The organism is Sphingobacterium sp. UBA2610 (genome assembly GCF_002339225.1).
In the GTDB taxonomy this organism is placed as follows: Bacteria; Bacteroidota; Bacteroidia; order Sphingobacteriales; family Sphingobacteriaceae; genus Sphingobacterium; species Sphingobacterium multivorum.
The window spans coordinates 40,383-55,047 of sequence record NZ_DDKA01000026.1; the positions used below are offsets into that span (position 1 = coordinate 40,383).

14 protein-coding genes and 2 tRNA genes are annotated in these 14,665 nt (G+C 41.1%); 8 read left to right on the forward strand and 8 right to left on the reverse strand.

What is annotated here, in order from left to right:
- Positions 1-175: 175 nt before the first annotated feature.
- Entirely contained in the window at positions 176-967 is a 792-nt protein-coding gene (locus B4Z47_RS19165; RefSeq protein WP_115047408.1) for an SDR family oxidoreductase, read from the forward strand.
- A 248-nt stretch (positions 968-1,215) separates the two neighbouring features.
- On the opposite strand, the gene B4Z47_RS19170 is transcribed toward B4Z47_RS19165, so the two are convergent.
- Both B4Z47_RS19170 and B4Z47_RS19175 read right to left on the reverse strand, forming a co-directional pair.
- Positions 1,216-1,288: transfer RNA gene (locus B4Z47_RS19170), tRNA-Phe, on the reverse strand.
- Between the two features lie 42 nt (positions 1,289-1,330).
- A tRNA-Phe gene (locus B4Z47_RS19175) sits at positions 1,331-1,403 on the reverse strand.
- A gap of 188 nt (positions 1,404-1,591) precedes the next feature.
- On the opposite strand from B4Z47_RS19175, the gene mnmA reads away from it, so the two are divergent.
- The 4 genes from mnmA to B4Z47_RS19195 all read left to right on the forward strand — a co-directional run bounded on the left by mnmA (position 1,592) and on the right by B4Z47_RS19195 (position 4,529).
- Positions 1,592-2,683, forward strand: coding sequence for a tRNA 2-thiouridine(34) synthase MnmA (gene mnmA, locus B4Z47_RS19180; protein ID WP_046672147.1), 1,092 nt, complete (start codon positions 1,592-1,594; stop codon positions 2,681-2,683).
- A 187-nt stretch (positions 2,684-2,870) separates the two neighbouring features.
- Positions 2,871-3,935 carry a PA0069 family radical SAM protein gene (locus B4Z47_RS19185; protein WP_115047410.1) on the forward strand — a complete coding sequence of 355 codons (1,065 nt, stop codon included), beginning with the start codon at positions 2,871-2,873 and terminating at the stop codon, positions 3,933-3,935.
- 52 nt (positions 3,936-3,987) lie between these two features.
- Positions 3,988-4,227 (forward strand): hypothetical protein, encoded by a 240-nt coding sequence (locus tag B4Z47_RS19190; protein WP_115047412.1) that lies wholly within the window; start codon positions 3,988-3,990, stop codon positions 4,225-4,227.
- Positions 4,228-4,247: 20 nt separating this feature from the next.
- The gene (locus B4Z47_RS19195) at positions 4,248-4,529 is read left to right on the forward strand and encodes a GNAT family N-acetyltransferase (RefSeq protein ID WP_236560372.1); all 282 of its coding nucleotides are present in this window, start codon (positions 4,248-4,250) and stop codon (positions 4,527-4,529) included.
- A 72-nt stretch (positions 4,530-4,601) separates the two neighbouring features.
- Here the strand turns inward: B4Z47_RS19195 and B4Z47_RS19200 are convergent, their stop codons facing one another.
- The 4 genes from B4Z47_RS19200 to B4Z47_RS19215 form a co-directional block, all read right to left on the reverse strand.
- Complete coding sequence (locus B4Z47_RS19200) at positions 4,602-6,020, reverse strand: amino acid permease (protein ID WP_046672150.1); 1,419 nt, start codon at positions 6,018-6,020, stop codon at positions 4,602-4,604.
- Between the two features lie 387 nt (positions 6,021-6,407).
- The gene (locus B4Z47_RS19205) at positions 6,408-6,569 is read right to left on the reverse strand and encodes a FeoB-associated Cys-rich membrane protein (protein ID WP_083295845.1); all 162 of its coding nucleotides are present in this window, start codon (positions 6,567-6,569) and stop codon (positions 6,408-6,410) included.
- A gap of 6 nt (positions 6,570-6,575) precedes the next feature.
- Positions 6,576-8,678, reverse strand: coding sequence for a ferrous iron transport protein B (feoB, locus tag B4Z47_RS19210; RefSeq protein ID WP_115047414.1), 2,103 nt, complete (start codon positions 8,676-8,678; stop codon positions 6,576-6,578).
- A complete protein-coding gene (locus B4Z47_RS19215; protein WP_046672175.1) occupies positions 8,678-8,917 on the reverse strand; it encodes a FeoA family protein in 240 nt (79 codons plus the stop codon). The genes feoB and B4Z47_RS19215 overlap by 1 nt, the downstream gene beginning before the upstream one ends.
- A 128-nt stretch (positions 8,918-9,045) precedes the next feature.
- On the opposite strand from B4Z47_RS19215, the gene B4Z47_RS19220 reads away from it, so the two are divergent.
- Entirely contained in the window at positions 9,046-9,495 is a 450-nt protein-coding gene (locus B4Z47_RS19220; protein ID WP_070563722.1) for a MarR family winged helix-turn-helix transcriptional regulator, read from the forward strand.
- A 5-nt stretch (positions 9,496-9,500) separates the two neighbouring features.
- Here the strand turns inward: B4Z47_RS19220 and B4Z47_RS19225 are convergent, their stop codons facing one another.
- Together B4Z47_RS19225 and B4Z47_RS19230 are read right to left on the reverse strand one after the other, a co-directional pair.
- The gene (locus tag B4Z47_RS19225; protein WP_070563719.1) at positions 9,501-10,310 is read right to left on the reverse strand and encodes a ZIP family metal transporter; all 810 of its coding nucleotides are present in this window, start codon (positions 10,308-10,310) and stop codon (positions 9,501-9,503) included.
- Positions 10,310-10,891, reverse strand: coding sequence for a phosphatase PAP2 family protein (locus B4Z47_RS19230; RefSeq protein ID WP_070563716.1), 582 nt, complete (start codon positions 10,889-10,891; stop codon positions 10,310-10,312). Before B4Z47_RS19230 ends, B4Z47_RS19225 begins: the two co-directional genes overlap by 1 nt.
- A gap of 200 nt (positions 10,892-11,091) precedes the next feature.
- On the opposite strand from B4Z47_RS19230, the gene glmM reads away from it, so the two are divergent.
- Both glmM and B4Z47_RS19240 read left to right on the forward strand, forming a co-directional pair.
- Positions 11,092-12,474, forward strand: a complete 1,383-nt coding sequence (gene glmM, locus B4Z47_RS19235; RefSeq protein WP_070563713.1) for a phosphoglucosamine mutase — start codon at positions 11,092-11,094, stop codon at positions 12,472-12,474.
- 88 nt (positions 12,475-12,562) lie between these two features.
- Positions 12,563-14,638, forward strand: a complete 2,076-nt coding sequence (locus B4Z47_RS19240) for a Na+/H+ antiporter (RefSeq protein ID WP_115047415.1) — start codon at positions 12,563-12,565, stop codon at positions 14,636-14,638.
- The last annotated feature ends 27 nt before the right edge of the window (positions 14,639-14,665 follow it).

Sequence of the window (14,665 nt, forward strand, 5' to 3'; positions counted from 1 at the left end):
AAAAACTTCAGCATGCTATGAAAGGGAAAAATAGCATGCTGAAGCTTTTTATTGGTCATGAAGCTGGATAATGGGCTTAATGACGTCAATATAAATTAATCAATAACCAGAGAACGAATTCATTGTTGCGAATGTTAACCACAATCAATGAAACAAACCATTCAATAAAAGTATTATGGATCTTCATTTAAAAGATAAAGTTGTTATTGTTACCGGCGGAGCAAAAGGAATCGGGCGGGCTGTAGTCCACGCGTTGGCTAAAGAACAGGCTATTCCTGTCATTGTTGGCCGTAAACAAGCTGATAATGAAAAAGTCAAAGAAGAAATAAAGCAATTTGGTGTGGATGCACTCTGTATTGAAGCAGAATTATCTAAACCCGAAGATTGTGAAAGAGCCGTTCAAAAGACATTGGAAGTGTACGGGCGGATCGATGGTTTGGTGAATAATGCCGGACAAAATGATGGTGTTGGATTGGCATCGGGCAACTATGAAAGATTTGTTGCTTCGCTACATAAGAACTTAATTCACTACTATCTGATGGCACATCACGCTTTGGATGCGTTGAAAGCATCTAAGGGCAGTATCGTGAATATTTCGTCCAAAACTGGTGAAACAGGGCAGGGCAATACCTCGGCTTATGCGGCATCCAATGGTGGACGTAATGCACTTACGCGCGAGTGGGCTGTAGAATTGTTGCCTTACTCGATTCGTGTCAATGCCATTATTGTGGCAGAATGTGCAACTCCCCAATACGATACCTGGATTCAAACCTTATCAAATCCGGAGGAGACATTGAAAAAAATTACGGACCGCATTCCATTGGAGCATCGCATGACCACAGCAGCGGAAATCGCCGATACAACAGTCTTTTTGCTGTCTAACAAATCAAGTCATACAACTGGTCAATTGATTCATGTGGACGGTGGCTATGTGCATCTTGATCGGTCGATTATTGCTGAATCGTAGCAGAAAAGCGATTGGGTTTTGGAAATTAAACTTGAGTGGATTTTAAAAAGACAACGCCGGTTCATTTCCAAAATCCATGATCTTTTTTTTGATAATATCCCTCAATCAATCAATGAAAATAACACCCATTGAATTCAGGCAGTAGGGGTATGATGAATTTTCTATACGGCGGAGATGTGGGGGGGATGTTATATAAAATGCAGTTAGCTAAAACAAAAAAAGCTTGTTCATTGAACAAGCTTTTTTTGTGGTGCCACCTGGGTTCGAACCAGGGACACAAGGATTTTCAGTCCTTTGCTCTACCAGCTGAGCTATGGCACCAGTTGACCTTTTATTTAAATCTGTGATCATCAGATTGAAGCGTGGTGCCACCTGGGTTCGAACCAGGGACACAAGGATTTTCAGTCCTTTGCTCTACCAGCTGAGCTATGGCACCGCTTTTTTGCTATGGGTTTGTTCCCCTATTGCGATGCAAATATAGTCCGATAATTTGAATTCTAAAACTTTTATGCAGATTATTTTCGTACTTTTTTCGAACGTGTTGATTTTGATCGAGATAAAATTACAAGAAACTAACATATAGGAAAAGGAATAAGCTGTATCTTTGCATTTCAATAATTAGAGATGAGTAAAAGAGGAAGAGTTTTAGTTGCAATGAGTGGAGGGGTAGATAGCTCCGTTGCTTCTGTCATGCTCCACGAACAAGGATATGAGGTTATCGGTATCACGATGAAGACATGGGATTATGCATCCGCAGGTGGCTCGTCGAAAGAAACCGGATGTTGTAGCCTTGATAGTATCAATGACGCTCGTACATTAGCCGTAAACTATGGTTTCCCTCATTATATATTAGATATACGTGATGAGTTTGGAGATTTTGTGATTGACAATTTTGTAGAAGAATATATTGCTGGGCGCACGCCTAACCCATGCGTGTTGTGTAATACCCACATTAAGTGGGAGGCTTTGATGAAACGCGCTGACAAATTGGACTGTGAGTTTATCGCTACCGGGCACTATGCTAATATCCGTATGCACGACAATGGTCGTTATGTGATATCAAAAGGTAAGGATGAAAACAAAGATCAATCTTACGTTTTATGGGGCGTATCACAAGAAAATCTTGCCCGGACACAGTTTCCGTTAGGATCTTTCACGAAAAAGGAGATTCGTCAGATGGCTTTGGATATGGGACAGAAGGAATTGGCCAATAAGTCGGAGAGTTATGAAATCTGTTTCGTTCCTGACAACGACTACCGTGCGTTTTTGAGACATAAGGTGCCAACGTTGGATCAACAAATTGGTCCCGGTAACTTTATTCTTTCCGATGGTACCGTTGTAGGTAAACATATTGGTTACCCTTATTTCACCATCGGTCAGCGTAAAGGCTTAGGTATTGCCTTGGGTAAACCGATGTTTGTGATTGAGATCCTTCCGGAAAGTAATACGGTCGTATTGGGTGAAGAACATGAACTTGAAAAGTCACATGCTTACGTTCGTAATGTGAACTTTGTGAAATATGCAGGACTAGATCAACCGATGGAAGCAATTTCAAAGGTACGTTACAAAGACTCTGGTGCTTTGTCGACCATATCCCAAGAAGGCGATAAAGTGCGTATAGATTTTGTGCACAATGTGAAAGGTATTGCTCCAGGGCAATCGGCCGTTTTTTATGAAGGCAATGATTTACTCGGTGGTGGTTTCTTAATGAAATAAATAGAAGCTGGACTGAGATCTAAAATAAGAATTTTAATCCCTATACTGCCGCTGCGGTATAGGGATTTTTATTTGGTTTAAAATACGCTTTATTGGGACTTCAAACTAGAAGATATTCGCTTTCCCGCTTTGTGAAAAATTGGAAATTTTAATTTGTTTTTGCTAATAAAATTAGTAATTTTAACCTATGAATTCATCGGAATATTTGAAGGGCAGAGGGGCGCAGATCAATCCCAATAACAAATTTTTTTCTAATCAATACGTGCAGGAACATGTGGAGGGGCTGGATGAAGAATTTTTGGGTGCCGAGAAAACACAATTTATTCCGACACATCCAAAATCCATTATATCCAAATCAAATAGCCCGGATCTACGTTTTGAACGATCCATTAATCCCTATCAGGGCTGTGAGCATGGTTGTATTTATTGTTACGCGCGCAATTCGCATGAGTACTGGGGCTTTAGTGCTGGGTTGGATTTTGAACGTAAGATCCTAGTAAAACATAATGCGGCTCAGCTTCTCGAACAGGAGTTTAGAAAATCGAGCTATCAACCCGATTTGATTATGCTTTCAGGCAATACGGACTGTTATCAACCGATTGAACGGAAGCTGGGCATCACACGCTCGCTTTTAGAATTGATGGTCAAATACCAACATCCGGTCTCTATCATCAGCAAAAATGTACTGATGCGACGGGATTTTGATCTTTTGCGCGAGCTTGCAGCACACAATCTGGTTTCCGTTGCTGTGACCATCAATTCGCTGCGCGAGGAGGTACGTCAGAAAATGGAACCTCGGACTGCTACAGCGTCGGCCCGTTTGAAACTGATCGAGGGATTGACTGAGATAGGTGTACCCGTCATGTTAATGATGGCCCCCATCGTTCCGGGGATCAATAGTGATGAGATTTCAGATTTGATTCGTTCGGGAGCAGATGCGGGAGCCATTACGGCCTCTTATACCATCGTGAGGCTCAATGGACAGATCGGTGGTATCTTTAAAGATTGGCTCTATCAAAACTATCCTGATCGTGCTGAAAAGGTATTACACTGGATCGAAGCCTGTCATGGTGGAAAAATTAACGATACCGATTTTGGACGGAGGATAAAAGGGGATGGCCATATGGCTGAGAGTTTACAGCATTTATTCAAGCTTTCCGTCAAGAAATTTATGAATAATGGGACGCTTCCCTCCTTGAGAAGAGATCTTTTCCGCTTACCCGATGCAGGAACGCAGCTGGGCTTATTTTAGTTATTGTTGTCAAATGGTAGCATTAAATTAAGCCATTTGTGTAATTTTAAACATGGAAATTAGAACAGAACGGCTCAAGCTTAGATCCGTAGAGAAAATAGATTTGGAAAAGATCCATTCCCTATTAATGTATCCTGAATCTGCATTATTTAATCCGAGTGGATTTCCGAATGGAATAGCCCATACAGAGCAAATGGTGGAAGCTTGGTCGGCGCAAATCAATGAATTGGATGCCAGAAAGGATTATACCTTTTATATAGAAACCCTTGAAGGGAAGAGTTTATTGGGTTAATTAATATCAGTGTTGTCAAGCTGCGCTATCGAAATTCAGAAGTATGGTTTAAGCTTGTTGCGACAATGTGGAATAAGGGCTATGCAACAGAGGCATTGAACCGAATCCTGACATTTGGTTTCAAGGAACTTAATTTTCATAGAATTGAGGGCGGTTGTGCTGTTGGAAATATCGCTTCCGCTAAAGTAATGGAGAAAGTCGGCATGGTCAAAGAGGCGCGCAGACGGAAAATTTTGCCGTTAAAAGATGGTTGGAGCGACAATTATGAATTTGCTATTCTCGAGGAGGAATACCCGCATTAAATTTTAGCAAGAAAGCCTGATTCATGCAATGAATCAGGCTTTTTTGATTGATAAGATCAAGGTTCCAGTGAACTAAGATTTCTTTCTTTTGATCAAAACATAACTCACATAGAGTAATATAAGCCAAGCAGGGATCAATTCTACCGGAAGTTTCATCCCTGTTATCCACATGATGCCAAGTACAGCGATCAAAAAGATCAGACAGATATAATTACTTAAAGGATACAGAAAGGATGGAAACTTGGTGCGTAAGTGGGCATCGAGTTTATTCTTTCTGAAATACAAGTGTGTAATGGAAATCATGACCCAGTTTATAATCAGTGAAGATACCACCAGCGACATCAGGATCTCCAAGGCATTTTTAGGTGCTACATAGTTGATAAATACACAAATCGCCGCGAACAGTGCCGAAACTAAAATCGCGTTAATAGGCGCATGATTCTTGTTGAGTTTCGAAAGAAAACGGGGTGCATTTCCCTGCTCTGCCAATCCATATAACATTCTGCTATTGCTGTACACGCTGCTATTATAAACAGATAATGCAGCGGTAAGGACAATAAGATTTAGCGCATTTGCGATAATTTTTGTGAAATAGAAGGTCTTTCCAAAGATCGTAAATTCAAACCCATTGAGTTTGTCAAACACCAGCACAAAGGGACTTGTATCGGCGGTGATATTTGTCCACGGTGTCAAAGAGAAAAGAATAATCAATGCACCTACGTAAAAGATTAAGATTCGATAGATAACCTGGTTGGTCGCTTTGGGGATGTTCTTTTCGGGATGCTCGGCCTCGGCAGCAGTGATACCAACCAACTCCAGGCCACCGAAAGAAAACATGATCAATGCTATGGCGGAAAGAAGGCCTTCAAAACTTCCATCCGCTGTTTGGCTAAACCAACCTTTTGGGAAAAAACCACCATGTGAAGTCAGGTTGCTGAGACTTGCCTGCTCCCCTCCAGTACCGCTTACCAATAAATATGCACCAAAAACAATCATGGCAATGATTGCAACAACCTTGATAATGGAAAACCAAAATTCCGTCTCGCCATAAATTTTGACTGAGGCAAGATTAAGGGCGTTGATTGCAAAGAAGAAAAATAAACTTGATGCCCATAAAGGTATTTCCGGCCACCAGAATTGTACATAAACGCCTATCGCTGTGAGTTCGGCCATGCTGACTAAGATATACAGCACCCAATAGTTCCAGCCCGAAGCATAACCCGCAAAAGAACCCCAGTATTTATTGGCGAAGTAGCTAAAACTTCCTGAAACAGGTTCCTCAACAACCATCTCACCCAACTGGCGCATAATAAAAAAAGCAATAATTCCGGCGAAAGCATAGCCGAGGATAACAGCTGGCCCAGCCAATGTGGCAGCCTTCCCAATACCTAGAAATAAGCCCGTTCCGATTGCACCACCCAGGGCAATTAATTGAATATGTCTGTTTTGAAGTCCTCTTTTTAACTCCTCCTTATTGTTCTGTTTCTCCATGTGTATGGTTAATACGGTTACTAGTCTGTTTTAATCTGGTCCTTAGATACGGAAAAACCCATGAGGCTATTTGCTCCCGCCAAGGATCGTTTGAGCAAAATCAATGACGCCAGAAGAATTACCTGTTTATCGTAAAGCTTCCCAGCGAACGATTTGCCCTAAGCGCATAAAGTTAATAAAACACTTAGGTATTTGTGCACATTCTGTTGTGGTTTTAATGTATTTCGTTGTTTTTTTATAAACAATAGCGAGGGGCCTGTTTGACTCAGAAATAGAAAGCGCCGTAATTTGGAAATACGGCGCTTTATGAATTAGCAGCTAGTGTGATTTTTGGCCACTCTAACTAATAACGAAATCTTATTTGTAAATGCTACTCAAAAAGATAAATTAATTTGCTTTTTGTGTTTTTTCTACGCCGCAGTCGCATCCGCAGCCTTTCGAGCAGCTCGACTTGCCCTTTAGTGATTTTCGGACATTTTTAACGACATACCATACAGCCGCCAAAACGAGCATTCCTACGATGAGATATTGTACTGTTAAATTATCCATAGCTTTTTATTTTAAAAGTTGATAAGCAATCAAGGCACTGAAATACGCCAAGCCTGTCATAAAACCAAGCTGTATCAAAGTCCATTTCCACGAGCCTGTTTCCCTCTTTACTGCTGCAATTGTACTCATACATTGCATAGCAAAAGCATAGAAAAGTAATAAGGATACACCAGAAGCTAAATTATAAGCCGGTAAACCGGTATTCCTGTTAATTTCGCTTTTCATTTTGCCTAATACCGTTGTTTTAGATGCTTCATCTTCGATATCCACTTCGTCACCAAGGCTATATACTGTGGCCATTGTGCCTACAAAAACTTCACGGGCAGCAAACGAAGAAATAAGACCTATGCCCATCTTCCAGTCGTAGCCTAATGGTTTAACAACAGGTTCAATAGCCATGCCAAGATAGCCAAGGAAAGAGTGTTCCAGACGGTAAGATGAAACTTCATGGTCCAAATCGGCTTCGGACAGGTTGGGGTTATTTTTTGTCACATATTCCTCCGCCCGGCTAAATTTATCGTTCGGACCAAAACTACCCAATGCCCATAGGATAACGGAAATGGCTAAAATGATTTTACCTGCGCCGAAAACAAAGCTTGATGCTTTTTCCCATACATTTAAGGCTACGTTTTTCCAATCTGGAGTCTTATAGGTGGGGAGTTCAAAGATTAGAAATGATTTGTGTTTTGATTTGATGACTTTGGTCAGGATAATCGCCGATAGCAAAGCTGCGAATATTCCAAGTAGGTACATCACAAACAATACAATACCTTGTATTTGAAAGCCCCCTAATTTCGTGTCCGGTATCACCAGTCCGATCAGAACGATATAAATAGGTAGACGTGCTGAGCAGGTCATAAAAGGCGTTACCAGAATAGTGACCAGTCTTTCTTTGCTATTTTCGATGTTACGTGCCGACATAACCGCAGGAACAGCACAGGCTACGCCCGAAATCAATGGAATCACTGATTTTCCATTCAGCCCGAAAGGGCGAAGCCAGCGGTCCATCAGGAAAACAACACGGCTCATATAGCCCGTTTCTTCCATGATCGAGATAAAGATGTATAAAATAACGATCTGTGGAATGAAGATCACAATTCCGCCAATACCTTTGATAATACCATTGCTGAGCAAGTCGGTCAATGGCCCTGCCGGCAATGCTGTTTGTATATAGGCTGCAAGATCACCAAATAAACCATCGATAAAATCCATGGCTGGTCCAGACCAGGTATAAATTGCCTGGAAGATTAAAAAGAGGATTCCAAAGAAGATGACATAGCCAAAGATGGGATGAAGCAGGATGCTATCAATCGTATTGGTTTTGTTTTTATTGGAGGATTCATCCTTTGCATAGATTTCAGCAAGGCTGCTATCCAGGGATTTACTACGCAAAATGGCTTCGTCTTTTTGCAGTCTCTCGGCGCGTAATTGGTGTTTTTCACGGATTTGTTGAATCGCCTGATTTTTTTCTTTCGATAAAAAGGATACCTCGCCTTTGGCCAGGTATTGCCAGGTATGGTATTCCGTATCTAATGGAAAAAGACGTTTGGTTTCTTCTAATGCGGCATCAGCTTCCTTGGGTAGGCTAAATTTGCTGATATACATGGGCGGAACAGCATCAAAGTTTTTGATCAGCTGATCGATACCTTGTCCCGTACGTGCATTGGTTTCGTAGACTTTTGTATTTAATAGTTGCTCAAGCTTCTGAACATCTATTGTAATTCCTTTTTCTTTGGCTTCATCTATCATATTGATGACAAAGATGGCCGGCAGACCGAGCTCCCGGGCCTGCTGATAAAGAATAATAGACCGCTTTAAGTTCGTAGGTTCAGCGACGACAACGACAAGGTTAGGTCTGAAACTACTTTCTTTATTGACTAAAGTGTTGAAAACAACTTCTTCGTCCAGCGAACTTGGGAACAGGGTATATGTTCCCGGTAAATCAATAATACGATAAATTTTGTTGTTGGCTTTTACTTGCCCCTCACGTTTTTCGACCGTAATACCGGGATAATTTCCTACTTTCTGATTTAATTTTGTAATCCGGTTAAATAGAGATGTTTTACCCACATTTGGATTACCCAAAAGTGCAATAATCGGGTTATTCATTATTTCTGATCAATAAGGATGACTTTAGCTTCTGATTTGCGGATAGCAATTAAGGCGTTATTAGCACTAATATTTAGACATATGGGACCGTCCAAAGGTGCGATATGTTTCACTTCTACTTCAGTACCAGGTATAAACCCCAATTCGAAAAATTTAGCTGGAATTTCGTGTGAATCAAAATCAATAATTACCGCTTTTTCCCCTTTTTTTAGCTTATCTAAGCTAGTTCTATTACGCATCTGCCTGTTTTTTTGAATTCTTCAAATATACAGAATTTCTACCATTTAGAATGATTCTAATGTCATAGTTATGTATTTAGTAAAAAACAGCTATCTTTACTATTCAGAACGATTAATTATCAACCAGAATGAAGATTGAGGACGAAATCAAAGTAAGTAAATTCAGCAATGAATGGCATCGTTGTACGGTAAATATTCTATATACGTACAATTGGATTAACAATGAGCTTGAACAGCGAGCTGCCAAAGAAGGGATCACTTTGAAACAGTTTAATGTCTTGCGCATATTGAGGGGCCAATATCCTAAGCCTGCAACCAATAATCTGATTAAATCAAGAATGTTGAGTACCACCCCTGACATCTCGCGTATGATTGATCGCATGGTTTCCAAAGAATTGGTTTCACGTTGTCAATCGGGTGGAGATAAAAGGGCTGTGGATTTGGTTATCACCGAGAAGGGCTTGGAGATTCTTAAGAATCTAGATGAGGAAATGCTGATGAAGGATCTTTTACCCAATCGAATTAGTGAAGAAGAGGCAATGACGTTAAGTACACTGTTGGATAAACTTCGCGGCTAAAGAAATTAATGCGCATGGTCATGATGTTCATGATCATGCGGTTGTTGGTGTTGATCGTGCCCATGATCATGTTCTCCGACAAATAAGAAACTTCCGAGTGCAATCGCAACACCTGCAATCACAGCGATCATTTTCTTTTTATTGAATTTATGATGGTCAATGGAGCCCGATTCAAAAAGTATCGTCGTCGATATGTGTAAGAAGATACCAATAACGACGGCCATGATTTTATCAAAATATTGCTGGATATTCCCTACTTCACCTGCACTGATGGCTTTGCTCAGCAAAAAGCCAAAAGGGGTCATTGCCGCAAATAAAGCCAGTGTAATGAGGATGGTATTTTTCTTTAAATGTGTGCTTATTAGAATACTTCCCAACGCAAATGCGGCCGGAATGTGGTGGATGGATATGCCTAGTGCAAGTTCTGTCTGATGTGTAGCCGCAAGTGGCATTCCCTCGAGGAAAGCATGAAGACATAGGCTGAACATAATACCGATTGGAAAACGATGGCTATGGTGGTCATGATCATTTTCGGTATGGATATGGCCATGTTCGATCCCTTGGGAGAACTGTTCAAGAAATAGCTGGAAAAGAAATCCAGCAAGTACATAAATACCCAATACTTCAGGTGAAGTATTGTTGGACTGATAGACATGCGGAATGAGGTGAAGCACAGTAATAGAGAATAAATAGGCTCCACTAAAAGAAAGGATGAGTTTAAGGAAGCTGGTTCCTTTCTTTTGTACAAAAAATACAGCAATTCCACTTGCAAATGCAGGTATGAATAAAATTAAAATCAATAAAATTGAATTCATTATACGTGTTCAGTTTTAAAAAAGCTAGGCACAAACCGTTTAAATAAGTAGCCTGTTGCCAATCCAACCAGAATACCTAAGGCTGAACCACACAGGACATCAAACGGGTAATGGACACCAACATAAATTTGAGAGGCTGAGATTAGGGTTGCCCAGGTAATACAAAGCCAAAGCGCATGTTTCCATCTTCTCCGGAAAAGTACAATCCAGAAAAAAGCTAGGGAAAAATGATTGGCCGCGTGAGAGGATGTAAAGCTGAAGCCCGAACCGCATCGCACTCGGATGTTGACATTTTCTTTAAACTCCACGTCGTTACATGGTCTAATCCTTTTTACAGTCTTTTTGATCAAATGAGAGGATATACCATCGGAAATTCCGAAAGTAACCAAGGTCATGGCAACAATTAGGATACCTGTTTTTCCATAGGTCTTAATGAAAAATATGATCAGAAATAAATACAAAGGTGCCCAAGTGTATGGATTGCGTAATATCGGCAATAACCAATCAAATACGGGGTTACTCAAGCCTTGATTAATGGCCAGAAAAATCTCTTGATCGATGTGTACTAATTGTTGAATCATAAATGTTGCTGATGACAATGAAATTCCCAAACTTTAAAAACTCACTTTTCAAAAGTAAAAATAATTTCATTGCAAACGGTTGTTTCTTTTAAAAACAACTTTGTTGCAACAAATATACGTTAAATATTCATTAATTATAATTTTAATTCGATATTTTATTGCCATTGTGCTAAATTTACACGTTAATCAATTCAAAAGAAATGACTTTAATTAAATCAATATCAGGAATACGAGGTACGATCGGCGGACGTGCTGGAGAGGCACTTACCCCAATAGATATCGTTAAGTTTACAGCTGCTTATGGCAAAATAATTGTTAAGCAGAGTGGTATCAAAAAAATTGTTGTCGGAAGAGATGCGCGTGTTTCTGGTGAGATGGTAAGTAATTTGGTGATTGGAACCCTACAAAGCATCGGTGTTGATGTGGTTGACCTGGGTCTTGCAACAACGCCAACGGTAGAGATTGCCGTACCGATGGAAAAAGCAGCGGGTGGTATTATTTTGACTGCTTCACACAACCCCGGTCAATGGAACGCACTAAAGTTATTAAATGCAAAGGGTGAATTCATTTCAGATGCTGAAGGGCAAGAAGTATTGGCCCTTGGTGAATCCTTAGACTTTGATTTTTCCGAAGTGGAAGAACTGGGACAAGTTCATAAAGATTATTCATACTTACAGAAACATGTAGACGCTGTGTTGGCACTGGAATATGTGGATAAAGAAGCCATCAAAGCGGCTAATTTTAAAGTTGCTTTGGATGCAGTCAACAGTACCGGTGGTACATTTATACCTGCCTTATTGGATGCACTTGGTGTACAGACAATCTTTAAAATCCATTGTGAGCCAAATGGTCAATTCCCGCATAATCCAGAACCATTGAAAGAGAATTTGACGGATCTATCGGCTGCGGTTATTGAACACAAAGCTGATTTAGGGATTGCCGTAGATCCGGATGTAGATCGATTGGTCTTTATGATGGAGGATGGCGAGCTATTTGGTGAAGAATATACCCTAGTTGCCGTAGCGGACTATTTATTGCAGCATAAAAAAGGAAATACCGTTTCCAATTTATCTTCTACACGCGCACTACGTGATGTGACTAAAGCACATGGTGGCGAGTACTATGCGGCGGCTGTGGGCGAAGTCAACGTGGTTACAAAGATGAAAGAAGTCGATGCTGTCATTGGCGGAGAAGGAAACGGTGGTGTTATCTACCCGGCATCTCATTATGGCCGTGATGCGCTGGTAGGCGTGGCCATCTTCTTGACACATTTGGCTAAGCTTGGTAAAAAAGCCTCCGAATATCGTGCTTCTTTGCCGCAATACTTTATGTCAAAAAACAAGATCACGCTGACTCCGGAATTGGACATTGACAACCTATTGGCCAAAATGGAGGAAAAATATAAGCATGAAGACCATTCGACAATCGATGGCTTGAAAATAGACTTTGAAAATGAATGGGTGCATTTGCGTAAATCGAATACCGAACCGATTATTCGGATTTACTCGGAGGGACCTACGCCTGAAGCTGCTGAGCAGATCGCGCAGCGGATTATCAGCGAAATTGAAGAAATAATTAAATAAAAACAAAAAGCTGCATACGCAGCTTTTTGTTTTAAGACTGATCTCAGCGAAAGCGTATTGTCTGAGCGATTACGAAGTTTTATAATGTATGATTAGAAAGATCATTTTAGGTACGTATTGTTTTCTTAGTTTAATCTTATTTGTCTTTCCGACAAATGCCCAGCAGCCAATGGACGAAATCAATGGGCTGTTAGACCGTTGGCACAAAACCTCGGGCGAGGTAAAGTATGGCCCGTTTTTGAATGTTATTGCTTCAGATGGCGTTATTTTGGGTACTGATCATGATGAAAGGTGGGATAAAGCACATGCAGAGAAGTTCACCGATCAATATTTCAATCCAAAAAATGCCTGGACCTACACCTATGATAAGCGGCATATCAGCTTTAATGCAGATAGTACGACAGCGTGGTTTGATGAATCTTTTAAGATCAATACCAAGTCTTTTCGTGGCGTGGGGGTATTAAGTAAGCTGGATAATGAATGGAAGATTCGTCAATACAGCATGTCCATGTCGGTTCCCTATCAGGATGTTAAGTCTACCGTGGGCGGGAAGGCCGGTGAAAAAATTCACAGCAACCTCTTATTGGTTATGGTGCTGTTTTTCTTTATGGCCATGTTATTTGTGCTGAGTCAACGCTTAAAAATCTCTTACCCCATTCTGCTGGTTATTGGCGGACTGGTGATTTCGCTGATTCCGGGCGCGCCGGTTATTAGTGTTGATCCCGATATCGTATTTATGGTGTTTTTGCCACCTTTGCTTTTCGAAGCAGCCTGGTATACCAATTGGGGGAATTTTCTAAAGTGGCGACGGTCTATTTTCATCATGGGCTTTGGTTTAGTCTTTTTCACATCATTGGCCATTGCCTACTTTTCGGTCAGTATTATTCCTGGGTTTACCTTAGCGCTGGGCTTTTTACTGGGTGGGATTATCTCTCCCCCAGATGCCGTGGCCGCGAGTTCTGTCCTGAAGGGGGTAAGTATTCCTAAACGGGGAATTGCAATATTGGAAGGAGAAAGCCTGGTCAATGATGCGGCCTCATTGACTGTCTTTAGATTTGCATCCATCGCGATTCTTACTGGTCAGTTCGTAATGAGCAATGCGACGACACAGTTTCTGATGTTATCAGTCATGGGTGTTGTAGTTGGTTTGGTTATAGGTCACATCCTCTATATTTTCTTACGCTATGTCGCGAAATCGTCCAGTATTTCAACACCCATTACCCTCATCGCACCTTACCTGATGTATATTGTTGCGGAGCATTTTGAATGGTCGGGGGTCTTGGCGGTGGTTAGTGGTGGATTGTTTCTTTCCTTCCGGGCAGGCGATTACCTCAACTACCATACGCGCATCCAGACGAAGGAGGTTTGGGCGACAGTGGGCTTTCTATTAAATGGATTTGTTTTTATTTTAATTGGACTTGAGCTTCCGGTGATCATCAATGGATTGGGTGAATACTCCATGGAGGAAGCTATTGATTATGCCTTGGCGATCTGTGTAATTGTTATTGTTTTACGCTTAATCGCCGTTTATCTTTCGGCTTTTGTTCCCAGAATATTATTTAAACGGGTTCGCATCAAGGAAAAGAGTCCGGGGTGGCAACTGCCCCTGGTCGTTGGCTGGGCCGGGATGAGAGGCGTGGTTTCTTTGGCGTCAGCATTAGCGATTCCATTGACTTTATACGATGGAACGGCCTTCCCGCACCGAAATCTGATTTTGTTCATTACGTTTGTGGTTATTTTGGTAACACTCGTTTTTCAGGGGCTTACATTGCCTTTGTTGATTAAATTGATAAAAATTGAGGAAGTCGACGAGCAAGCTTCAATGGAAGAGCAAATTGATGAGATCCGTGTACGGCTTGGCAAAGAATCTATTGCATATCTGGATAAACATTATGCAAAAGAAATGCTGGAACATGAGACCATCGCTCGCGTCAAAGAGCAGATTATCCGAAGCGTAAATGCATCCGAACGAGCGAAAGAAGAGGATACGCGCGCGCAGCTTTCGGCAGTAAGGGGGCTCTATAATAAAATTATGCTGGAACTTTTGGCGCTGCGTCGTGATGGTCTGTACAAGATCAAGGAAAGCAAGGCTTTTGACAGCGATGTCATTAAAGAGATCGAGTATTCCCTGGATTTGGAGGAATCGCGTTTGTCGCGTAAGTAGTTATTTATAAGTGCGTAAATCTCGGTT